The sequence below is a fragment of the Cronobacter sp. HA18003 genome, assembly GCF_011605905.1.
Classification (GTDB): Bacteria; Pseudomonadota; Gammaproteobacteria; order Enterobacterales; family Enterobacteriaceae; genus Cronobacter; species Cronobacter sakazakii.
The window spans coordinates 1,733,520-1,752,466 of sequence record NZ_JAANQO010000011.1; the positions used below are offsets into that span (position 1 = coordinate 1,733,520).

Sequence of the window (18,947 nt, forward strand, 5' to 3'; positions counted from 1 at the left end):
ATGAGTCGCAAGCAACTGGCCCTGTTTGAATCCTCGCTGGTTCGTCAGGCGCTTTTCGATGCTCTTAAAAAACTGAGTCCGCGCGCCCAGTGGCGCAACCCGGTCATGTTTATCGTCTGGGTCGGCAGCCTGCTGACCACGCTGATCGCCCTGGCGATCGCCGCCGGAAAACTGCCTGGCGAGGCGCTGTTTACCGCTGCCATCAGCCTGTGGCTGTGGTTTACGGTGCTGTTCGCGAATTTCGCCGAAGCGCTGGCCGAAGGCCGCAGCAAAGCCCAGGCCAACAGCCTCAAGGGTGTGAAAAAGACCGCGTTCGCCCGCAAACTGCGTGCGCCGCACCATGATGCCCAGATGGATCACATCCCCGCCGCTGACCTGCGCAAAGGCGATATCGTGCTGGTGGAAGCAGGCGATATTATCCCGTGCGACGGCGAAGTGATCGAAGGCGGCGCGTCGGTGGATGAGAGCGCCATTACCGGCGAATCCGCGCCGGTTATCCGTGAATCGGGCGGCGATTTCGCCTCGGTGACCGGCGGCACGCGTATTCTCTCCGACTGGCTGGTTATCCAGTGCAGCGTCAACCCCGGCGAGACGTTCCTTGACCGTATGATTGCGATGGTCGAGAGCGCAGAGCGCCGCAAAACGCCGAACGAAATCGCGCTGACCATTCTGCTGGTGGCGCTGACGATTGTCTTTCTGCTGGCGACCGCCACGCTCTACCCGTTCTCGCAATACGGCGGGACGGCGGTCAGCGTGACGGTGCTGGTGGCGCTGCTGGTGTGTCTGATCCCAACCACCATCGGCGGGCTGCTCTCGGCCATCGGCGTGGCGGGCATGAGCCGGATGCTTGGCGCGAACGTTATCGCCACCAGCGGCCGCGCGGTGGAAGCCGCGGGCGATGTGGACGTGCTGCTGCTCGATAAAACCGGCACCATCACGCTCGGTAACCGTCAGGCGTCTGACTTCCTGCCCGCCCCCGGCGTGGATGAAAAAACGCTGGCCGACGCCGCTCAGTTAGCCTCGCTTGCGGATGAAACCCCGGAAGGCCGCAGCATTGTGGTGCTGGCGAAGCAGCGCTTTAACCTGCGCGAGCGCGACGTACAGCATTTGCAGGCTACCTTTGTGCCCTTCACCGCCCAGACGCGCATGAGCGGTATCAACGTGCAGGACCGGATGATCCGTAAAGGCTCGGTGGACGCCATTCGCCGCCACGTGGAAGCCAACGGCGGCCAGTTCCCGGCGCAGGTCGACACGCTCGTGGAAGGCGTGGCGCGCACCGGCGGTACGCCGCTGGTCGTGGCCGAAGGCGCGCAGGTGCTCGGCGTTATCGCGCTGAAAGATATCGTCAAAGGCGGCATCAAAGAGCGCTTCGCGCAGCTGCGCAAAATGGGCATCAAGACGGTGATGATCACCGGCGATAACCGGCTGACGGCGGCCGCCATCGCCGCCGAAGCGGGCGTGGACGATTTTCTCTCCGAAGCGACGCCGGAAGCGAAACTGGCGTTGATCCGCCAGTACCAGGCCGAAGGACGGCTGGTGGCGATGACCGGCGACGGCACCAACGACGCCCCGGCGCTGGCGCAGGCCGATGTGGCGGTGGCGATGAACTCCGGCACCCAGGCGGCGAAAGAAGCGGGCAACATGGTGGATCTCGACTCTAACCCCACCAAGCTCATCGAAGTGGTACACATCGGCAAACAGATGCTGATGACGCGCGGCTCGCTAACCACGTTCAGCATCGCCAACGACGTGGCGAAATATTTCGCCATTATCCCGGCGGCGTTCGCGGCGACGTACCCGCAGCTTAACGCGCTGAACGTGATGCATCTGCACTCGCCAGCGTCGGCGATTCTTAGCGCCGTTATTTTTAACGCGCTGATCATCGTCTTTCTCATCCCGCTGGCGCTGAAAGGCGTGAGCTACAAGCCGCTCGCGGCGGCGGCGATGCTGCGCCGCAACCTGTGGATTTACGGTCTGGGCGGGCTGGTGGTGCCGTTTATCGGCATCAAGCTTATCGACCTTGTGTTAACGCTGTCTGGTCTGGTTTAAAAGGAATCATTATGGCTATGTTACGTCCCGCCCTCACCCTGCTGGTTTTCCTGACGATACTTACCGGCGGCGTCTATCCGCTGGCGACCACGGTGCTCGGCCAGTGGTGGTTTAAGGACCAGGCGGAAGGCTCGCTTATCCGCCAGCATGACGAAGTGCGCGGCTCGCGCCTGATTGGCCAGGCGTTCAGCGAGGCGAAATATTTCCAGGGCCGCCCTTCCGCGACGGCCGAAGCGCCTTATAATCCCATGGCTTCCGGCGGCAGTAACCTTGCCGCCAGCAACCCGGCGCTGGATAAAGAAGTTCAGGCGCGCGTTCAGGCGCTGCGCGCCGCCAACCCGGACGCCCGCGCGGCGGTGCCGGTGGAGCTGGTCACCGCCTCCGCGAGCGGTCTCGATTACGGCATAACGCCGGACGCCGCCTTCTGGCAGGCCCCGCGCGTGGCGCAGGCCCGCGGCATTTCTGAAGCGGAAGTGGGACGCCTTATCCGTGAAAACACCGACGCCCCTCTCGCGGGTTTCCTCGGCCAGCCGGTGGTTAACGTGCTGAAACTAAATATGGCGCTGGACGCCCTGCAACCGTAAGGAACCCTCATGACCGAAGAGCCGATGCGCCCCGACCCGGACCGCCTGCTGATACAGACGCAGGGCCGGACGCGCGGAAAACTCAAAATCTTCTTCGGCGCCTGCGCAGGCGTAGGGAAAACCTACGCCATGTTACAGGAGGCTCAGCGCCTGCGGGCGCAGGGGCTCGATATCCTGGTGGGCGTGGTGGAAACCCACGGCCGCCAGGAGACCGCGGCGTTACTTAAGGGGCTGGCTATCCAGCCCCTTAAGCGTATTCATCACCGGGGCCGCGTGGTGCAGGAGTTCGATCTCGACGCGGCGCTTGCGCGTAACCCGGCGCTGATCCTGATGGACGAGCTGGCGCACAGCAACGCGCCTGGCTCACGCCACCCGAAGCGCTGGCAGGATGTCGATGAGCTGCTCGACGCGGGCATCGACGTCTTTACCACCGTGAACGTGCAGCATCTGGAGAGCCTCAACGACGTGGTGGGCGGCGTCACCGGCATTCAGGTGCGCGAAACCGTGCCCGACCCGATTTTCGATGCGGCGGATGAAATCGTGCTGGTGGATCTGCCGCCGGACGATCTGCGCCAGCGGTTGCATGAAGGCAAAGTGTACATCGCAGGCCAGGCGGAGCGCGCCATTGAGCATTTCTTTCGCAAAGGCAATCTTATCGCGCTGCGCGAGCTGGCGCTGCGCCGTACCGCCGACCGCGTGGACGACCAGATGCGCGCCTGGCGCGACCGCCAGGGCCAGGAGAAAGTCTGGCACACGCGCGACGCCATCCTGCTGTGCATCGGCCAGGGCGCGGGCAACGAAAAACTGGTGCGCACCGCCGCGCGTCTGGCGGCGCGGCTTGGCAGCGTCTGGCATGCGGTGTATGTGGAGACGCCGCGCCTGCACCAGCTACCGGAAACATCACGCCGCGCGATTCTGAGCGCCCTGCATCTCGCCCAGGAGCTGGGCGCGGAGACTGCCACCCTCGCCGACCCGGTCGAGGAGAAAGCCGTGCTGCGCTACGCCCGGGAGTATAACCTCGGCAAGATCGTCATCGGGCGGCGCAATAAACGCCGCTGGTGGAGCCAGGATACGTTCGCCGAGCGGCTCGCGCGCCACGCGCCGGATCTCGATTTACTGATTGTCGCGCTGGACGACAAGCCGACGCCTGCCACCGCCAAAGCCGCCGATAACCGCCCGTTTATGGAGAAATGGCGGGTACAGTTGCGCGGCTGCGCGGTGGCGGTAGCGCTCTGCGCGCTGATTACGCTGGTGGCGCACCAGTGGCTTATCGCGTTTGACGCCGCCAACCTGGTGATGGTCTATCTGCTGGGCGTGGTGCTGGTGGCGCTGTTTTATGGCCGCTGGCCGTCGGTGGTGGCGACCGTCATCAACGTGGTGAGCTTTGATCTCTTTTTTATCGCGCCGCGCGGCACGCTGGCGGTCTCTGACGTCCAGTATCTGCTGACCTTCGCGGTGATGCTGAGCGTCGGGCTGATTATCGGCAACCTGACCGCAGGCGTGCGCTACCAGGCGCGCATCGCGCGCTATCGCGAGCAGCGCACCCGCCATCTTTACGAAATGTCCAAAGCGCTGGCGGTGGGGCGCAGCGCGCGCGATATCGCAGCCACCAGCCAGCAGTTTATCACCTCCACCTTTCACGCCCGCGGCCTGCTGCTGCTGCCGGACGAACACGGCAAACTGCAAGCGCCGCAGCCGCTCGCGGAAATCACCCCGTGGGATGAAGCCATTGCCCGCTGGAGCTTCGATAAAGGCTTGCCTGCCGGCGCGGGCACCGACACCCTGCCCGGCGTGCCGTATCAAATTTTGCCGCTGCGCACCGCCGGGAAAACGCTCGGGCTGGTCATTGTCGAGCCCGGTAACCTGCGCCAGTTGATGATCCCCGAGCAGCAGCGGCTGCTGGAAACCTTCACGTTACTGGTGGCAAGTGCTCTTGAGCGGCTCTTTCTGACCGAAAGCGAAGAGCAGGCGCGGCTCGCCAGCGAGCGCGAACAGCTGCGCAATTCATTGCTGGCGGCGCTCTCCCATGATCTGCGCACGCCGCTGACGGTGCTGTTCGGCCAGGCGGAGATCCTGACGCTCGATCTGGCAGCCGAAGGCTCAAATCACGCGCCCCAGGCGAGCGAAATCCGCCAGCATGTACTGAACACCACAAGGCTTGTGAATAATTTGCTGGATATGGCGCGCATTCAGTCGGGCGGCTTTAACCTGCGCGAAGAGTGGCTGACGGTGGAAGAAGTGGTGGGCAGCGCGCTCAAGATGCTGGAGCCGGGTCTCGGTGGGCGACATATCGAACTCAGCCTTAGCGATCCGCTCACCCTCATCCATGTTGACGGGCCGCTATTTGAGCGTGTGCTGATTAACCTTCTGGAGAACGCCGCAAAATACGCAGGGCCACGGGCGCAGACAGGCGTGCGCACGAGCTGGCGCGACGACCGGCTCGATCTGGAAGTCTGGGATAATGGGCCTGGTATTCCGGCTGGTCAGGAACAGGCTATCTTTGCTAAATTCGCTCGCGGCAATAAAGAATCCGCTATCCCCGGCGTCGGTCTGGGGCTTGCCATTTGTCAGGCGATTGTCGAGGTGCACGGCGGCGAGATTTACGCCCGTAACCGCCCGGAAGGCGGCGCGAGTTTTCATGTGCTGCTGCCTAACGAAACGCCCCCGGAACTGGATATCCACGAGGTCATGTGATTAGCGTTCTGATAGTCGAAGATGAAAAAGAGATCCGCCGCTTTCTGCGCACCGCGCTTGAGAGCGAAGGGCTGCGCGTCTATGACGCCGAAACCCTCCAGCGCGGGCTGATTGAAGCCGCCACCCGCAAGCCCGATCTGGTGATCCTCGATCTCGGGCTGCCGGACGGCGACGGCATCGATTTTATCCGCGACTATCGGCAGTGGAGCCAGACGCCAGTGATTGTTCTGTCGGCGCGCAGCGACGAGCAGGACAAAATCGCGGCGCTCGATGCCGGTGCCGATGATTTTCTCGCGAAGCCGTTCGGCATCGGCGAGTTGCAGGCGCGGCTGCGCGTGGCCCTGCGCCGCCACGGGAGTGCAAGCCAGAGCGATCCGGTGGTGCGCTTTTCCGACATTACAGTCGATCTGGCCGCAAGACGCATCACGCGCGGCACGGAGGAGATCCACCTGACGCCAATTGAGTTTCGCCTGCTGGGTGTGCTGCTGAATAACCCTGGCAAGGTACTGACCCAGCGACAGCTGTTAAGCCAGGTGTGGGGGCCGAACGCGGTCGAGCACAGCCACTATCTGCGTATCTATATGGGCCATCTGCGCCAGAAGCTCGAAAGCGATCCGGCGCGCCCGCGCCATCTGTTGACTGAAACCGGCATCGGCTACCGGTTTATGCTTTAACGCTGACGCCGCGTCACGCCTGGCGCGGTTTTAAATATCCCCGCTTTTTATTCTGAATAGCTTTTCACTCCTCCCTTATTTTTATTCATTTTTTATTTTCTGTTTCATCGAAATAAGAAGGGTTTTCTGCCCAAATAAAATGAACACCGTTTATTAACCAGAGACTTACATCTTTACAACCGACAGCGATCTACTCTACATTATGCATAAATGACGACTATTTATTTCTGGTTTAGCGCGTTTTTGTTGATCCTTTTCACAGATTAACCTCTCATGATGGATAAAATGACCACGCTTTCAATTACTGAAAGGTAATAATCACATGGAAAATAATAATCGGTTTATGCCACATATCAGGCGGACGACCCATATTATGATGTTCGCCCACCGCAACTGCTTCGACTTCCACCTTTTCAACGCCCGCTAGCGTATTGCGCTGCTGCGCGCCGCTTATTCCTGAGAAAGAGCCTAACGCTGTTCATTAACAGGTGACCGCCTGGGGATGCGCGCGCGCTTTTGCCACAACCCTTTGTAATACCGGCATAACGCCGGGTGGGGGTTGTCTGGCCCAAAAAGAGCAAATCTTCTCTACTGCCTTTTAGAGGCAGCGGGAATATGTTGCCCGACATTTATCTTGAGCAATTTTCCGCGAGGAAAAGTGGCGGGATTGCTTTGCCTGAAATAAGGAAACATCATGCAAGCATTAAAAATTGGCGTCAGTCGTTTATGCCCGGACTGTTTTTCAACAGACCGCACGACGATAAATATTCACGAATCTGACTATATTGATATCGCCGCGGCGGTGATGACCGTCAGCGATATTTACCTGGGTCTTATCGATGAAATAGAAATGACCGGATTTGGTATTCCGGTGTTTGTGGTATGCCAGCCTGAAGAGCGGGTGCCGGCGGAGTATTTGCCACGCGTTGCGGGCGTCTTCGAAGACAGTGAAACGTACCGCGAACACTATGGTCGCCAGCTTGAGGCCGCCGCACAGAAATATGAAACCGCGCTGCGCCCGCCGTTCTTTCGCGCGCTGGTGGATTACGTCAGCCAGGGCAACAGCGCGTTTGACTGCCCAGGCCATCAGGGCGGTGATTTTTTCCGCCGCCACCCCGCCGGGAATCAGTTCGTCAGTTTCTTAGGCGATACGCTGTTTCGCGCCGATCTGTGCAACGCTGACGTGGCGATGGGGGATTTGTTAATCCACGAAGGCGCGCCCTGCCTCGCGCAGCAGCACGCCGCAGCGGTGTTTAACGCCGATAAAACCTACTTTGTGCTGAACGGCACCTCTTCAGCCAATAAAGTGGTGCTTAATGCGCTGCTGGCACCGGGCGATCTGGTGCTGTTTGACCGTAATAACCATAAATCGAACCATCACGGCGCGCTGTTGCAGGCGGGCGCGACGCCGGTCTATCTGGAAACCGCGCGTAACCCGTACGGGTTTATCGGCGGGATCGACGCGCATTGTTTCGACGAGCGTTACCTGCGCGAGCGGGTGCGGGAAGTGGCTCCGGCACGGGCCGCAGAAAAGCGCCCGTTCCGCCTGGCGGTTATTCAGCTCGGCACCTATGACGGCACGATTTATAACGCCCGTCAGGTTGTGGATACGCTCGGGCCGCTGTGCGATTACCTGCTTTTTGATTCCGCGTGGGTCGGCTATGAGCAGTTTATTCCGATGATGGCGCCCTGCTCGCCGCTGCTGCTGACGCTTAATGAAAACGATCCGGGCATTCTCGTCACGCAGTCGGTGCATAAACAGCAGGCCGGGTTTTCGCAGACCTCGCAAATCCATAAAAAAGACAGCCATATCAAAGGCCAGCCGCGTTATGTGTCGCATAAGCGCATGAATAACGCCTTCATGATGCACGCCTCCACCAGCCCGTTTTACCCGCTCTTCGCGGCCCTGGACATTAACGCGCGGATGCACGAGGGCGAGGCCGGACGCCGGATGTGGATGCGCTGCGTGGAACAGGGCATTGACGCCCGCAAGATGATTTTTGAAAACTGCCGCGCCATTCGCCCGTTTGTGCCGACGACCGTCGATGGCCGCCCGTGGCAGAGATATGAGACGCAGGAGATAGCGGCTGATTTGCGCTTTTTCCACTTCGAGCCTGGCGAGCGCTGGCACGCCTTTGAGGGCTACGCGCCGCACCAGTACTTCGTCGACCCGTGCAAACTGCTGCTCACCACGCCGGGGATTAATACCGAAACCGGCGAGTATGAGGCTTTCGGCGTGCCCGCCGCCGTGCTCGCAAGCTACCTGCGCGAAAACAACATCATCCCGGAGAAATGCGATCTCAACTCGATTCTGTTCCTGCTGACGCCCGCCGAGGAGATGAGCAAGCTGCAACAGCTGGTGGCGCAACTGGCGCGCTTTGAAGCGCTGCTGGAGCGCGACGCGCCGCTCGTCGACGTGCTGCCCTCGCTCTTTAAACAGCACCAGGCGCGCTATGAAGGCTATACGCTGCGCCAGCTCTGCCAGGAGATGCACGACTTTTACGCCAGCCGTAACGTTAAACAGCTGCAAAAAGAGATGTTCCGTAAAGCGCATTTCCCGCGCGTCGCCATGAGTCCGCAGGCGGCCCACCAGGCGTTTATTCGAGGCAATATTGAACTGGTACGGCTTGAACAGGCCGAAGGCCGTATCGCGGCGGAGGGCGCGCTCCCCTACCCGCCCGGCGTGCTGTGCGTGGTGCCCGGCGAAATCTGGGGCGGCGCGGCGCTGCATTACTTTCAGGCGCTGGAAGACGGGATCAACCTGCTGCCGGGCTTCGCGCCGGAGTTGCAGGGCGTCTATGTCGAAACCTGCGATGGTCGCCGTCAGGTCTGGTGTTACGTGGTCAGTGAAAAACCTGCCTCGCAACCCCGTACAGAAGGAGCGTTATGATGAGCAAATCCAACAAAATGGGCGTTGTGCCGCTGACTATCCTGACCATGGTCAACATGATGGGCTCCGGTATTATCATGCTGCCGACCAAACTCGCCGAAGTGGGGACGATTTCGATTATCTCGTGGCTTGTGACCGCCGTTGGCTCGACAGCGCTCGCCTGGGCGTTTGCCAAATGCGGGATGTACAGCCGTAAATCGGGCGGCATGGGCGGCTACGCAGAGTACGCCTTCGGCAAATCCGGCAACTTTATGGCGAACTACACCTACGGGGTGTCGCTGCTTATCGCCAACGTGGCCATCGCTATTTCGGCGGTCGGCTACGGCAGCGAGCTGTTCGGCGCGGCCTTAACGCCGGTGCAAACCGGGATCGCCACTATCGGCGTGCTGTGGATCTGCACCGTCGCTAATTTCGGCGGCGCGCGTATTACCGGCAAGCTCAGCAGCGTGACCGTCTGGGGGGTGATCATTCCGGTGGTCGGGCTGTCGGTCATCGGCTGGTTCTGGTTCAGCCCGACACTGTATGCCGCCTCGTGGAACCCGCATCACGTGCCGTTTTTCGGTGCGGTCGGTTCGTCAATCGCCATGACGCTGTGGGCCTTCCTGGGGCTGGAATCGGCCTGCGCCAATACGGAAGTGGTGGAAAACCCGGAGCGCAACGTGCCGATTGCGGTGCTCGGCGGCACGCTGGGCGCGGCGGTGATTTATATCGTCTCGACCAATGTGATTGCGGGCATTGTGCCGAACCTGGATCTGGCCCACTCCACCGCGCCGTTCGGGCTGGCATTCGCGCAGATGTTTACGCCGGGCGTCGGGAAAATCATTATGGCGCTGATGGTGATGTCCTGCTGCGGCTCGCTGCTCGGCTGGCAGTTCACCATCGCCCAGGTGTTCCGCTCCTCCGCCGATGAGGGCTATTTCCCGAAAGTCTTTTCCCACCTGAGCCGCGCGGAAGCGCCGGTCAAAGGGATGCTGACGATTGTGATTATCCAGAGCGGGCTGTCGCTGATGACCATCAGCCCTTCGCTTAACAAGCAGTTTAACGTGCTGGTGAACCTGGCGGTGGTGACCAATATCATCCCGTATATTCTGTCGATGGCGGCGCTGGTGATTATTCAGCAGGTGGCGAACGTGCCGCCGCGTAAGGCGAAACCGGCAAATCTGGTGGCGCTGCTCGGGGCGATTTACAGCTTCTACGCGCTCTACTCATCCGGCGAAGAGGCGATGCTGTATGGCGCGATAGTCACCTTTATGGGCTGGACGTTGTACGGGCTGGTGTCGCCGCGCTTTGAGCTGACCAATAAACACAGTTAATGAGCGGCATGACGATGAAAACAAAACGGCAACCCGAAGGTTGCCGTTTTTCGCGTTTCCTGTTCAGGAGCGCATTCAGGCGTTTTTCAGCACTTCGCTGACGATTTCCACCGCTTCTTTCTCGATCTGCTTGCGGTGTTCTTCACCGAGGAAGCTTTCGCAATAGATCTTGTACGCGTCTTCGGTGCCGGAAGGACGCGCCGCGAACCAGCCGTTCTCGGTCATCACTTTCAGGCCGCCGATAGCCGCACCGTTGCCCGGAGCGGCAGTCAGACGCGCGGTGATGGGGTCGCCCGCCAGCGTACTGGCGCTGACCATTTCCGGAGAGAGCTTCGAGAGCGCCGCTTTCTGCGCGGAGGTCGCGGAAGCCTGGAGACGGTTGTAGCTCGGCGCGCCGAAACGCGCGGCCAGTTCGTCATAGTGCTGCTGTGGGTTTTTACCGGTTACTGCGGTGATTTCCGCCGCCAGCAGGCACATGATGATGCCGTCTTTATCAGTGGACCACGGCGTGCCGTCAAAGCGCAGGAAAGATGCGCCCGCGCTCTCTTCGCCGCCAAAGCCAAAGCTGCCGTCGTAGAGACCGTCAACAAACCACTTAAAGCCAACCGGCACTTCCACCAGCTTACGACCCAGCGCATCCACCACGCGGTCGATCATCGCCGAGGAGACCAGCGTTTTGCCAACGGCCACATCCTGGCCCCACTGCGGACGATGCTGGAACAGGTAGTTGATCGCCACCGCCAGATAGTGGTTCGGGTTCATCAGGCCCGCAGGCGTGACGATACCGTGACGGTCGTAATCCGGGTCGTTCGCGAACGCCAGGTCGAACTTGTCACGCAGCGCCAGCAGACCGGCCATCGCCGATTCCGACGAGCAGTCCATGCGGATTGCGCCGTCTTTATCGAGGTGCATAAAGCGGAAAGTCTGATCCACCTGATCGTTAACGATGGTGAGATTGAGCTTGTAGTGCTCCGCGATGCGCTTCCAGTATTCGATCCCGGAGCCGCCGAGCGGGTCGACGCCAAGCTTCAGGCCCGCATTCTGGATAGCGGCCATATCGACGATTTCTGCAAGCCCCTCGATAAACGGCTGCACCAGGTCTTTTTCCTGAATGCGGCCGCTCGCCCAGGCCTCGTCCAGAGAGATGCGTTTCACCTCTTTCAGGCCGTTCGCCAGCAGTTCGTTGGCGCGGTTTTCGACCACTTTGGTGACGTTGGTGTCTGCCGGGCCGCCGTTAGGCGGGTTGTATTTGATGCCGCCATCGTCCGGTGGGTTGTGCGACGGGGTGATGACGATGCCATCGGCCTGCGCGCCGCCGCGTTTGTTATGCTCAAGAATGGCATTCGAGACCGCAGGCGTCGGCGTATAACCGTTGTTTTCCTGCACGATGATATCGACGCCGTTGGCGGCCAGCACTTCCAGCACGGAGATAATCGCAGGCTCGGAGAGCGCGTGCGTATCTTTACCGACATAGCACGGCCCGGTGATGCCGTTTTTCGCACGCTCTTCGGCGATCGCCTGGGCTATCGCCAGAATGTGCGGCTCGTTAAAGCTGTGACGCGCGGCGCTCCCACGGTGGCCGGACGTACCGAATTTCACCGCGTGTTCCGCATTACCCACTTCCGGCTTCAGCACGTAGTACTGCGCGGTGAGCTGGGCGACGTTGATTAAATCACTCTGTTGTGCAGGCTGTCCCGCACGGTTATTGACTGCCATGGCCTGGTCCTTCTGACGCAAGAGTTAAATGGTGCCGCAAACCTTCTCAATCAATTCCGCCGGGAACTGCATGGTCTGCATGATGTGTTCGATCATGCTGCATTTGCGGCCTGTATTCGTATTCGTAATCACCCAGTACGGTGTGCCCGGCACGTGGCGGGGTTTCGTCTGGTTGCCACTTTGCAGCAGCGTTTGCTCGTCACCGGCGAAATAGACGCGGGTACGGCCGTGTAACGACTCGGTCGCTTCGGCAAATGCGTTTGCATCCAGTGAATAGAGTGTAGACAGCACCAGCATAAAACGATTGACCGCGCGTTTTTGTTCGGCGTATTCATCCGACAACAATAGCTCACGCATGGCTCGCACGCGGTCGCGCGCCGGGTTCACTGGCTTTTCAGGCTCAGCGGCGGGCGCAACAGGGGCGGGAGTCTCTGCTTTGGCGGGTGTAGCGGCTAATGGCGAGGAGGCGGAAAATTTCAACATGCGCCGTAAAATGTCGGACGCGCTTTCGCCAATATGCAGGGTGTGGCTGGCAATGTAGCGATACAGCTCGTCATCAACTTCAATCGTTTTCATCTTAATCCAGTGCGATATCTTTTCTGAATACAAGTCGTTGGGAGTATAAAGTTAAAACCCAACAGCGGATAGCGTCAAACCAGGAAGGCCGCAAAAGTCGGAATTAACTGGAACCTTGCAGCCGGGCGGCAGAATGGTCAACATGATAACCTAACCTGTCAGTCGCCAAAAAAGAACTTTGCCATGAAATTAAATACCCGCACGCAATCTGCGCAACAACCGACTCAAAATACACCGATTGTGTTAATTCACGGGCTGTTTGGCAGCCTGGATAACCTGGGCGTGCTGGCTCGCGATCTGGTGGACGATCATGACGTTGTGCAGGTTGATTTGCGAAACCACGGGCTTTCCGGACGCAGCGAGACGATGGATTATCCGGCGATGGCGCAGGATATTCTCGAAACGCTGGATGCGCAGGGGCTGAATAAGGTGATTCTTATCGGTCATTCAATGGGCGGCAAAGCGGCAATGGCGGTGACCGCCCTCGCGCCGGAGCGCATTGAAAAGCTTGTGGCGATTGATATAGCGCCTGTGGATTATCAGGTGCGCCGTCACGATGAAATATTCAATGCGGTGAACGCGGTGAGCGACGCGGGCGTTACCTCACGCCAGCAGGCGGCGGAGATTATGCGCCAGCATATCCGCGAGGAGGGCGTGGTGCAGTTTCTGCTGAAATCGTTTATCGATGGCGAGTGGCGCTTTAATGTGCCGGTGCTGTGGAATCAGTATTCGCATATCGTCGGCTGGGAAACGGTGCCTGCCTGGCACGGCCCGGCGCTGTTCATTCGCGGCGGCGCGTCGCCTTATGTGGAAGAAGCGCACCGCGAGGCGCTGCTCTCACAGTTCCCCAAAGCCCGCGCGCATGTGATTGCGGGCGCAGGCCACTGGGTGCATGCCGAAAAACCGCAGGCGGTGCTGCGCGCGATTCGTCGTTTTCTGGAAACTGATTAAAAACAGACCGACCGGCGCCGTCGCGCGCTGGATGCGTTGGCGCGCTTCGCTCCCTGATGTATGATGGCGCGCTGAAATACCGCCGGGCTCCGCCACGGCAGCCTGTTTCCCCTGTCTATACTCATACCATGGCAAAAGAACAAACGGACCGCACAACGCTCGATCTCTTCGCGGATGAACGCCGTCCGGGCAGACCGAAAACCAATCCGCTGTCGCGCGACGAACAGCTGCGCATCAATAAGCGCAACCAGCTTAAGCGTGACAAAGTTCGCGGGCTTAAGCGCGTGGAGCTGAAGCTGAACGCCGACGCGGTAGACGCGCTGAACCATCTCGCGCAGGCGCGCAATATTAGCCGCAGCGAGCTGATAGAAGCGATGCTGCTTGCGCAGCTGAAAGCCTTGCAGGAGTAAGGTCTGGTCTGAATTTTACCCAAAAGGACCGGGCAATGTAGCAGAGAGTGCACCCGGCGCCTGATAGCGTTTCCGCACCTTCTTCTGTTCTGCTATGATTGCCCTATCTGTGGGCGTTATGCCAGCACCATCACATTTAGATTCAAGAGGTTATTCTTCTTATGGCAATCGTAGGCATCTTTTTCGGCAGCGACACCGGCAATACCGAAAATATCGCAAAAATTATCCAGAAACAGCTCGGGACTGACGTTGCTGAAGTGCATGACATTGCTAAAAGCAGCAAAGAGGATCTGGAAGCATTCGATATTCTTCTGCTTGGCATCCCGACCTGGTACTACGGCGAAGCGCAGTGCGACTGGGACGATTTCTTCCCGACGCTCGAAGAAATTGACTTTAACGGCAAGCTGGTGGCGCTTTTCGGCTGCGGCGACCAGGAAGATTACGCAGAATATTTCTGCGACGCGCTGGGCACCATTCGCGACATCATCGAGCCGCGCGGTGCGACCATTGTTGGCCACTGGCCGACCGAAGGTTACCACTTTGAAGCTTCTAAAGGCCTCGCTGATGACGACCACTTCGTTGGTCTCGCGATTGACGAAGACCGCCAGCCGGAACTGACCGCGGAACGCGTTGAAAAATGGGTCAAACAGGTGTCCGAAGAGCTGCATCTGCAGGAAATCATCAACGCCTGATGATAAGCGGCGCGGGCACCGTTCCGCGCCGTTTGATAGATAAAAGCAATGAAAATAATTGCTACAAATTTTTAACTTTCCCTCACTACGCTGTACAATGGCTTTCTTAATTATCAGGCTCTCCACGTGAAAAACGCTGGCTGGCCCACGATTTTTAAGCCCTTTTTTGCCGGACGCTTGCGGTTTTCATTTAGGCATGTCAGTTCTATAATGAGACGCATTCATCTTCGGCGTATCCGATGTATCGCTCCCTTCCGGAGCGAGTCGTTAAGCAACAGGACAGATTCCGCATGACTGACAACAATACCGCATTAAAGAAGGCCGGCCTGAAAGTCACGCTTCCTCGATTAAAAATCCTCGAAGTGCTGCAGGAACCGGTCAATCATCATGTCAGTGCGGAAGACCTCTATAAGCGTCTGATTGACATGGGTGAAGAGATTGGCCTTGCCACGGTCTATCGCGTACTTAACCAGTTCGACGATGCCGGCATCGTCACTCGTCACAACTTTGAAGGCGGTAAATCCGTTTTCGAGCTGACGCAACAGCATCATCACGATCACCTGATTTGCCTCGATTGCGGCAAAGTGATCGAATTCAGTGATGATTCTATTGAAGCGCGTCAGCGTGAAATCGCCACGCGCCACGGCATCCGCCTGACCAACCACAGCCTCTATCTGTACGGTCACTGCGCCGATGGCGACTGCCGCGAAAATGAACACGCCCACGAGGCTGGCGGGAAATAACGCTCGCTATACTGCATTATCCCAGGCCGACATTTGTCGGCCTTTTTATTGCCTGAAACCCCTTTAACAAAAATATAGATGTATTTTTTTAGATAAAATTTGAAAACTAGAGTGTTTTAATACAGCGCACAATGCTTAATTAAACCACATATATTTTTTTAAATCGAAATTCAGAAAAGATAAATATCTTTATCACTCAATCGGTTAGAGATGAGATTATCCCTGTTTTTCCTTTTCTGTTCTCTGCCCCTTATTGCAGCCATAAAAAAGCATCCATTAAGATACAGCAACGATTTAATTTTATTTTATTAAGGTAACCAACATGGTCTTACCCCCTAAACCGCTTGCTGAGATTTACCGTATTGCGGATATTTTTAATAGCTACGGCAACTGGTCTCGTGCAGAGAAAAATACGCTGATCCCGCTTCGGGACGGGGAGATCTGCATCATTCGTGGCGGTCAGTTCTCTCTGATGCGCCAGAGTGACAGGCTGTTGCTGGAAAAAAGCAGCGCACCCTCTGTGCTGGGACTGGCGAGGAATTTAGGCAAAACTCAATTCGCCAAATTACAGGCTGATTCCGAATGCCATTACCAGTTAATTCCTTTTGATTATTTCATTCAGGAAATTGAGAAAAATCACTGCCAGTTACATCTGCTTATTTTGTCCTCATGGTTTATTAATATGCTTTGCTATCGCGAAGAAATTATGATGGGACGAAACAGCTACAGCATGATTAAAGCGAATATCGATTGTCTCGCGACAATGGATGAGTTCATGCGTAACCGGATTAACGTGGCCGACTATATCGTTAAAAAAACCAATCTTTCCCGCAGCATGGTGATGAAAACCCTTTCTCAGTTGCGCGGTGCGAAAAATATTGAGATAAGCAAAGGCAAACTGGTTGCGGTTCACCATCTGCCTGAATCGCTGTAGAGAGAGCGCCCGCTCATAAGAAAGCCAGCCCGGAGGCTGGCTTTTTATTGCGTTAGGGCTGTACGTTATCCACGCGGCTGTAACGTTTACCGTCGCTGCTCACGCTTCGTACCTGTACGGCACCCGTCACGCGTGGCGGCTTCGCATCATCGTAGCGCTGCCAGTGCGCGCCGCCATCAGTCGAGTATTCCATGCCGACACCTGGCAGACTGACGTTCATCTGCAACACGCCGTCGTGAATGCGCGCGCCCGGCACCGGCAGGCGGAATTGCACGCCCGCTTTTTCAAGCTTCGGCAGCTCACGGCTGCCCGCCAGGTTCGCAAAGCGCGTCCAGTCATCATGCAGCGCTTTTACATCCACCTGATGGGTTTCGCCGCCTTTATATTCGCGACCAGCCTGATAATCCTGCTCCCAGGCCGCGCGATGCCAGGCGCGTTCAGCTACAGCCAACAGACGCGGGTACATCATGTACTCCATTTGCTTATCGGTACGCACCACTTCGCTCCAGAGCTGCGCCGAGAGACCATACGCGCCTGGCCAGGGTTTGTCCGACTTAGCGCTGAACGCGTTGCCATCGCGATCGACCGATGTCTCGGCGTTTTGCGGGAGGTTATCCGGCGCGAAGCTGAAAATCTTACGTTCGTCGCTAAAGCGAGTGCCCCAGTAGTAGCCGCTCTCCGCCGGATTCACTTCGTTCGGGAAATCGAGGTAGACGTAATCGGGGTTAGAAACCACCACGCGGAAACCTTTATTCGCCCAGTCGTTCGCTGTATCAAAGCCTCCCCAGTAGAGCGTATCCCAGAAGTTGACGTTGACGTGCGAGGTGGCGAAAGCGCTCGCGTCTTTCGCGTCCTTAAGCCCGTCCTGCCACGCCTGCATGGTGTCGATGCCATGCGCTTTGACCAGTTTGCTCACTTCCACGCCAAAATAGCTGGAGAGGTGCTCGACATCAGCGACGACACCGTCCTGCACCATTTTCTGACACACCGGCGAGCGCGCCCAGGGCTTATCCTGACGGCTCTGATCGATAATCCCCTTCCCGGCTTCCGGTTTCGCTTTATCGGTATAACCCGCGCCGAGGTAGATATTTTTTGCCTCATCGCCGCCAAAATGCCAGGTGGTGAGCGGCTGTCCGGCCTCTTTGTGCATCTGCTGGATCTCGCCAATCACTTTATCGACAAAGCGGCGCGAGGAGTCGAGGCACGGATTGAGATAGCCGGTGCGGTTGTAGTACTGCACGCCAGTGGTAACGGACGTATCTTTCGGGTCGAGCAGGCGATACTGGTTCGCCTCTTCGGTTTTACCCGCTTTCTGCAGCCTGTCGTAGCGCGCTTCCATCGCAATCACCGCCGCGCGGGCATGTGCGGGCATGTCGACTTCCGGGATCACTTCTATCTGGCGGGCGGCGGCGTATTTCACAATCTCTATATAATCCGCGCGGGTGAAGTAGCCGCTGCCGTTGTTGTTCGTATCTGGCCCGGAGCCGAGCTGCGGCAGCAGGCAGGTTTTTTCGCTGAGATCGTGACAGCGCTTCGCCCCTACATCGGTCAGTTCCGGCAAGCCCGGTATTTCAATACGCCAGCCTTCATCATCGCTCAAATGAAAGTGGAATTTATTGAGCTTATAGGCCGCCATCTGGTCAAGCAGGCGCAGCACAGCGGCTTTGGTGTGGAAGTTGCGTCCCACATCGAGTTGAATGCCGCGATAATCAAAACGCGGCGCGTCCTGCGCATCGAGCGTGGCGATTTGCTTCGCGCCCTCAGCCGGGATCAGCGACAGCAGCGATTGCAGCCCGTAAAAGACGCCCGCGCGGTCATAGCCGGTAATCGTCGTCTCTTTTGGCCCGATATGCAGCTGATATGCGCCGGATACCGCCTCTTTACCACTAAAGGCGTGGCTGGCAATGGCTGTGCGTACCGGGTAGCCTGCATCAGTTTTTATACCGAGCAGCGCGAAACGGGCGAAAATCGCCTCCTGTGCGGGTTTATCCAGCGCGGCAATATCGAGCTGAACGCCTTTTTCGAGAGAAACATTTTGCCCGTGAATCTTCACATGCTGCGGCGTGGGCACGATCTGCCCGCGCAGGCGCTCTGCGTTCAGTGTTTTGACATCGCTGTTTTTATCAAACCGCGCTTCGGCGGTCATCAGGATATTTTTATCATCCGGCGTGCGCTTCCACTGATCGTTCAGCGGGCTGACAAAATCCGTCAGCGTTTCGGTATCGGTACTGGCGATAACCTTCGGCGCGCCGTCATCCGCCGTGACATACCAGCGCGGTAGCACGTCGGTGATAAAGAGTTGCCAGTATTCATTGATAATCGGGATCTCCACCGACGATTTCGCCGGGAAGCCGGTGAATTTATCCGTCGGTTCAAGCTTGTGGAGATCGCCCATCACATGGGTCACTTTAAACTGATCGTTATCGACTTTCAGGATCTGGCGAATGCTGTGAAACCAGATAGTCCAGTTTTTGTCGGTCACCGCATCGCCCGGGTTGGTCAGCGTGATGACGGCTTTATTACATGACGCCCAGTCAGCGCCAAGCGCGGCGCAGTCTGTACCGTGTTGTGCGGCCTGGTTGTCAGTAATGGTGTAATTAAGCCCAAACTGGCTGATGCTATCTGTCGTTGACGCCTGTGCGTTGGCACCGGTGAAAAGCCCCATCACCGCTCCTGCTAACATACTGACCTGTAACTTTTTCATCGACTTCTCCTTTTCAC

Annotated in this window: 15 protein-coding genes; 12 read left to right on the top strand and 3 right to left on the bottom strand. The window is 57.9% G+C overall.

Annotated elements, in window-relative coordinates; genetic code table 11:
- The 7 genes from kdpB to potE all read left to right on the top strand — a co-directional run bounded on the left by kdpB (position 1) and on the right by potE (position 10,204).
- Positions 1-2,049: a potassium-transporting ATPase subunit KdpB gene (gene kdpB / locus G6041_RS09320; protein ID WP_014729312.1), complete on the top strand. Its 2,049-nt coding sequence runs from the start codon at positions 1-3 to the stop codon at positions 2,047-2,049.
- Positions 2,050-2,060: 11 nt separating this feature from the next.
- A complete protein-coding gene (gene kdpC, locus G6041_RS09325; protein ID WP_012125350.1) occupies positions 2,061-2,633 on the top strand; it encodes a potassium-transporting ATPase subunit KdpC in 573 nt (190 codons plus the stop codon).
- 9 nt (positions 2,634-2,642) lie between these two features.
- The gene (gene kdpD, locus G6041_RS09330; protein WP_012125351.1) at positions 2,643-5,327 is read left to right on the top strand and encodes a two-component system sensor histidine kinase KdpD; all 2,685 of its coding nucleotides are present in this window, start codon (positions 2,643-2,645) and stop codon (positions 5,325-5,327) included.
- Positions 5,324-6,001, top strand: coding sequence for a two-component system response regulator KdpE (gene kdpE, locus G6041_RS09335; protein WP_004387168.1), 678 nt, complete (start codon positions 5,324-5,326; stop codon positions 5,999-6,001). Before kdpD ends, kdpE begins: the two co-directional genes overlap by 4 nt.
- 322 nt (positions 6,002-6,323) lie before the next feature.
- Entirely contained in the window at positions 6,324-6,428 is a 105-nt protein-coding gene (gene speFL, locus G6041_RS09340) for a leader peptide SpeFL (RefSeq protein ID WP_015386889.1), read from the top strand.
- 267 nt (positions 6,429-6,695) lie between these two features.
- On the top strand, positions 6,696-8,891 hold the full coding sequence (gene speF, locus G6041_RS09345; RefSeq protein WP_012125352.1) for an ornithine decarboxylase SpeF: 2,196 nt from the start codon (positions 6,696-6,698) through the stop codon (positions 8,889-8,891).
- Positions 8,891-10,204: a putrescine-ornithine antiporter gene (potE, locus tag G6041_RS09350; RefSeq protein ID WP_041460572.1), complete on the top strand. Its 1,314-nt coding sequence runs from the start codon at positions 8,891-8,893 to the stop codon at positions 10,202-10,204. The genes speF and potE overlap by 1 nt, the downstream gene beginning before the upstream one ends.
- Positions 10,205-10,279: 75 nt before the next feature.
- On the opposite strand, the gene pgm is transcribed toward potE, so the two are convergent.
- Positions 10,280-11,920, bottom strand: coding sequence for a phosphoglucomutase (alpha-D-glucose-1,6-bisphosphate-dependent) (gene pgm / locus G6041_RS09355; RefSeq protein ID WP_166491657.1), 1,641 nt, complete (start codon positions 11,918-11,920; stop codon positions 10,280-10,282).
- A gap of 24 nt (positions 11,921-11,944) precedes the next feature.
- The gene (seqA, locus tag G6041_RS09360) at positions 11,945-12,496 is read right to left on the bottom strand and encodes a replication initiation negative regulator SeqA (protein WP_004387172.1); all 552 of its coding nucleotides are present in this window, start codon (positions 12,494-12,496) and stop codon (positions 11,945-11,947) included.
- A gap of 183 nt (positions 12,497-12,679) precedes the next feature.
- On the opposite strand from seqA, the gene ybfF reads away from it, so the two are divergent.
- The 5 genes from ybfF (at position 12,680) to G6041_RS09385 (ending at position 16,226) form a co-directional block, all read left to right on the top strand.
- Positions 12,680-13,447, top strand: coding sequence for an esterase (gene ybfF, locus G6041_RS09365; protein WP_012125355.1), 768 nt, complete (start codon positions 12,680-12,682; stop codon positions 13,445-13,447).
- 128 nt (positions 13,448-13,575) lie between these two features.
- Entirely contained in the window at positions 13,576-13,857 is a 282-nt protein-coding gene (gene ybfE / locus G6041_RS09370) for a LexA regulated protein (RefSeq protein WP_004387174.1), read from the top strand.
- A gap of 161 nt (positions 13,858-14,018) precedes the next feature.
- The gene (gene fldA / locus G6041_RS09375; protein WP_004387175.1) at positions 14,019-14,549 is read left to right on the top strand and encodes a flavodoxin FldA; all 531 of its coding nucleotides are present in this window, start codon (positions 14,019-14,021) and stop codon (positions 14,547-14,549) included.
- Positions 14,550-14,839: 290 nt separating this feature from the next.
- Positions 14,840-15,292, top strand: a complete 453-nt coding sequence (gene fur / locus G6041_RS09380; RefSeq protein WP_004387176.1) for a ferric iron uptake transcriptional regulator — start codon at positions 14,840-14,842, stop codon at positions 15,290-15,292.
- Positions 15,293-15,614: 322 nt separating this feature from the next.
- Positions 15,615-16,226 carry a helix-turn-helix domain-containing protein gene (locus G6041_RS09385; RefSeq protein ID WP_007865711.1) on the top strand — a complete coding sequence of 204 codons (612 nt, stop codon included), beginning with the start codon at positions 15,615-15,617 and terminating at the stop codon, positions 16,224-16,226.
- A 52-nt stretch (positions 16,227-16,278) separates the two neighbouring features.
- On the opposite strand, the gene G6041_RS09390 is transcribed toward G6041_RS09385, so the two are convergent.
- Positions 16,279-18,930 carry a beta-N-acetylhexosaminidase gene (locus G6041_RS09390; RefSeq protein ID WP_012125357.1) on the bottom strand — a complete coding sequence of 884 codons (2,652 nt, stop codon included), beginning with the start codon at positions 18,928-18,930 and terminating at the stop codon, positions 16,279-16,281.
- Between the last annotated feature and the right edge of the window lie 17 nt (positions 18,931-18,947).

Excerpts from the sequence above, each read along its gene's own strand:
- kdpB (WP_014729312.1), top strand. The coding sequence starts at position 1 with ATGAGTCGCAAGCAACTGGCCCTGTTTGAATCCTCGCTGGTTCGTCAG.
- kdpC (WP_012125350.1), top strand. The coding sequence starts at position 2,061 with ATGGCTATGTTACGTCCCGCCCTCACCCTGCTGGTTTTCCTGACGATA.
- kdpD (WP_012125351.1), top strand. The coding sequence starts at position 2,643 with ATGACCGAAGAGCCGATGCGCCCCGACCCGGACCGCCTGCTGATACAG.
- speFL (WP_015386889.1), top strand. The coding sequence starts at position 6,324 with ATGGAAAATAATAATCGGTTTATGCCACATATCAGGCGGACGACCCAT.
- speF (WP_012125352.1), top strand. The coding sequence starts at position 6,696 with ATGCAAGCATTAAAAATTGGCGTCAGTCGTTTATGCCCGGACTGTTTT.
- potE (WP_041460572.1), top strand. The coding sequence starts at position 8,891 with ATGAGCAAATCCAACAAAATGGGCGTTGTGCCGCTGACTATCCTGACC.
- pgm (WP_166491657.1), bottom strand. The coding sequence starts at position 11,920 with ATGGCAGTCAATAACCGTGCGGGACAGCCTGCACAACAGAGTGATTTA.
- seqA (WP_004387172.1), bottom strand. The coding sequence starts at position 12,496 with ATGAAAACGATTGAAGTTGATGACGAGCTGTATCGCTACATTGCCAGC.
- ybfF (WP_012125355.1), top strand. The coding sequence starts at position 12,680 with ATGAAATTAAATACCCGCACGCAATCTGCGCAACAACCGACTCAAAAT.
- ybfE (WP_004387174.1), top strand. The coding sequence starts at position 13,576 with ATGGCAAAAGAACAAACGGACCGCACAACGCTCGATCTCTTCGCGGAT.
- fldA (WP_004387175.1), top strand. The coding sequence starts at position 14,019 with ATGGCAATCGTAGGCATCTTTTTCGGCAGCGACACCGGCAATACCGAA.
- fur (WP_004387176.1), top strand. The coding sequence starts at position 14,840 with ATGACTGACAACAATACCGCATTAAAGAAGGCCGGCCTGAAAGTCACG.
- G6041_RS09385 (WP_007865711.1), top strand. The coding sequence starts at position 15,615 with ATGGTCTTACCCCCTAAACCGCTTGCTGAGATTTACCGTATTGCGGAT.
- G6041_RS09390 (WP_012125357.1), bottom strand. The coding sequence starts at position 18,930 with ATGAAAAAGTTACAGGTCAGTATGTTAGCAGGAGCGGTGATGGGGCTT.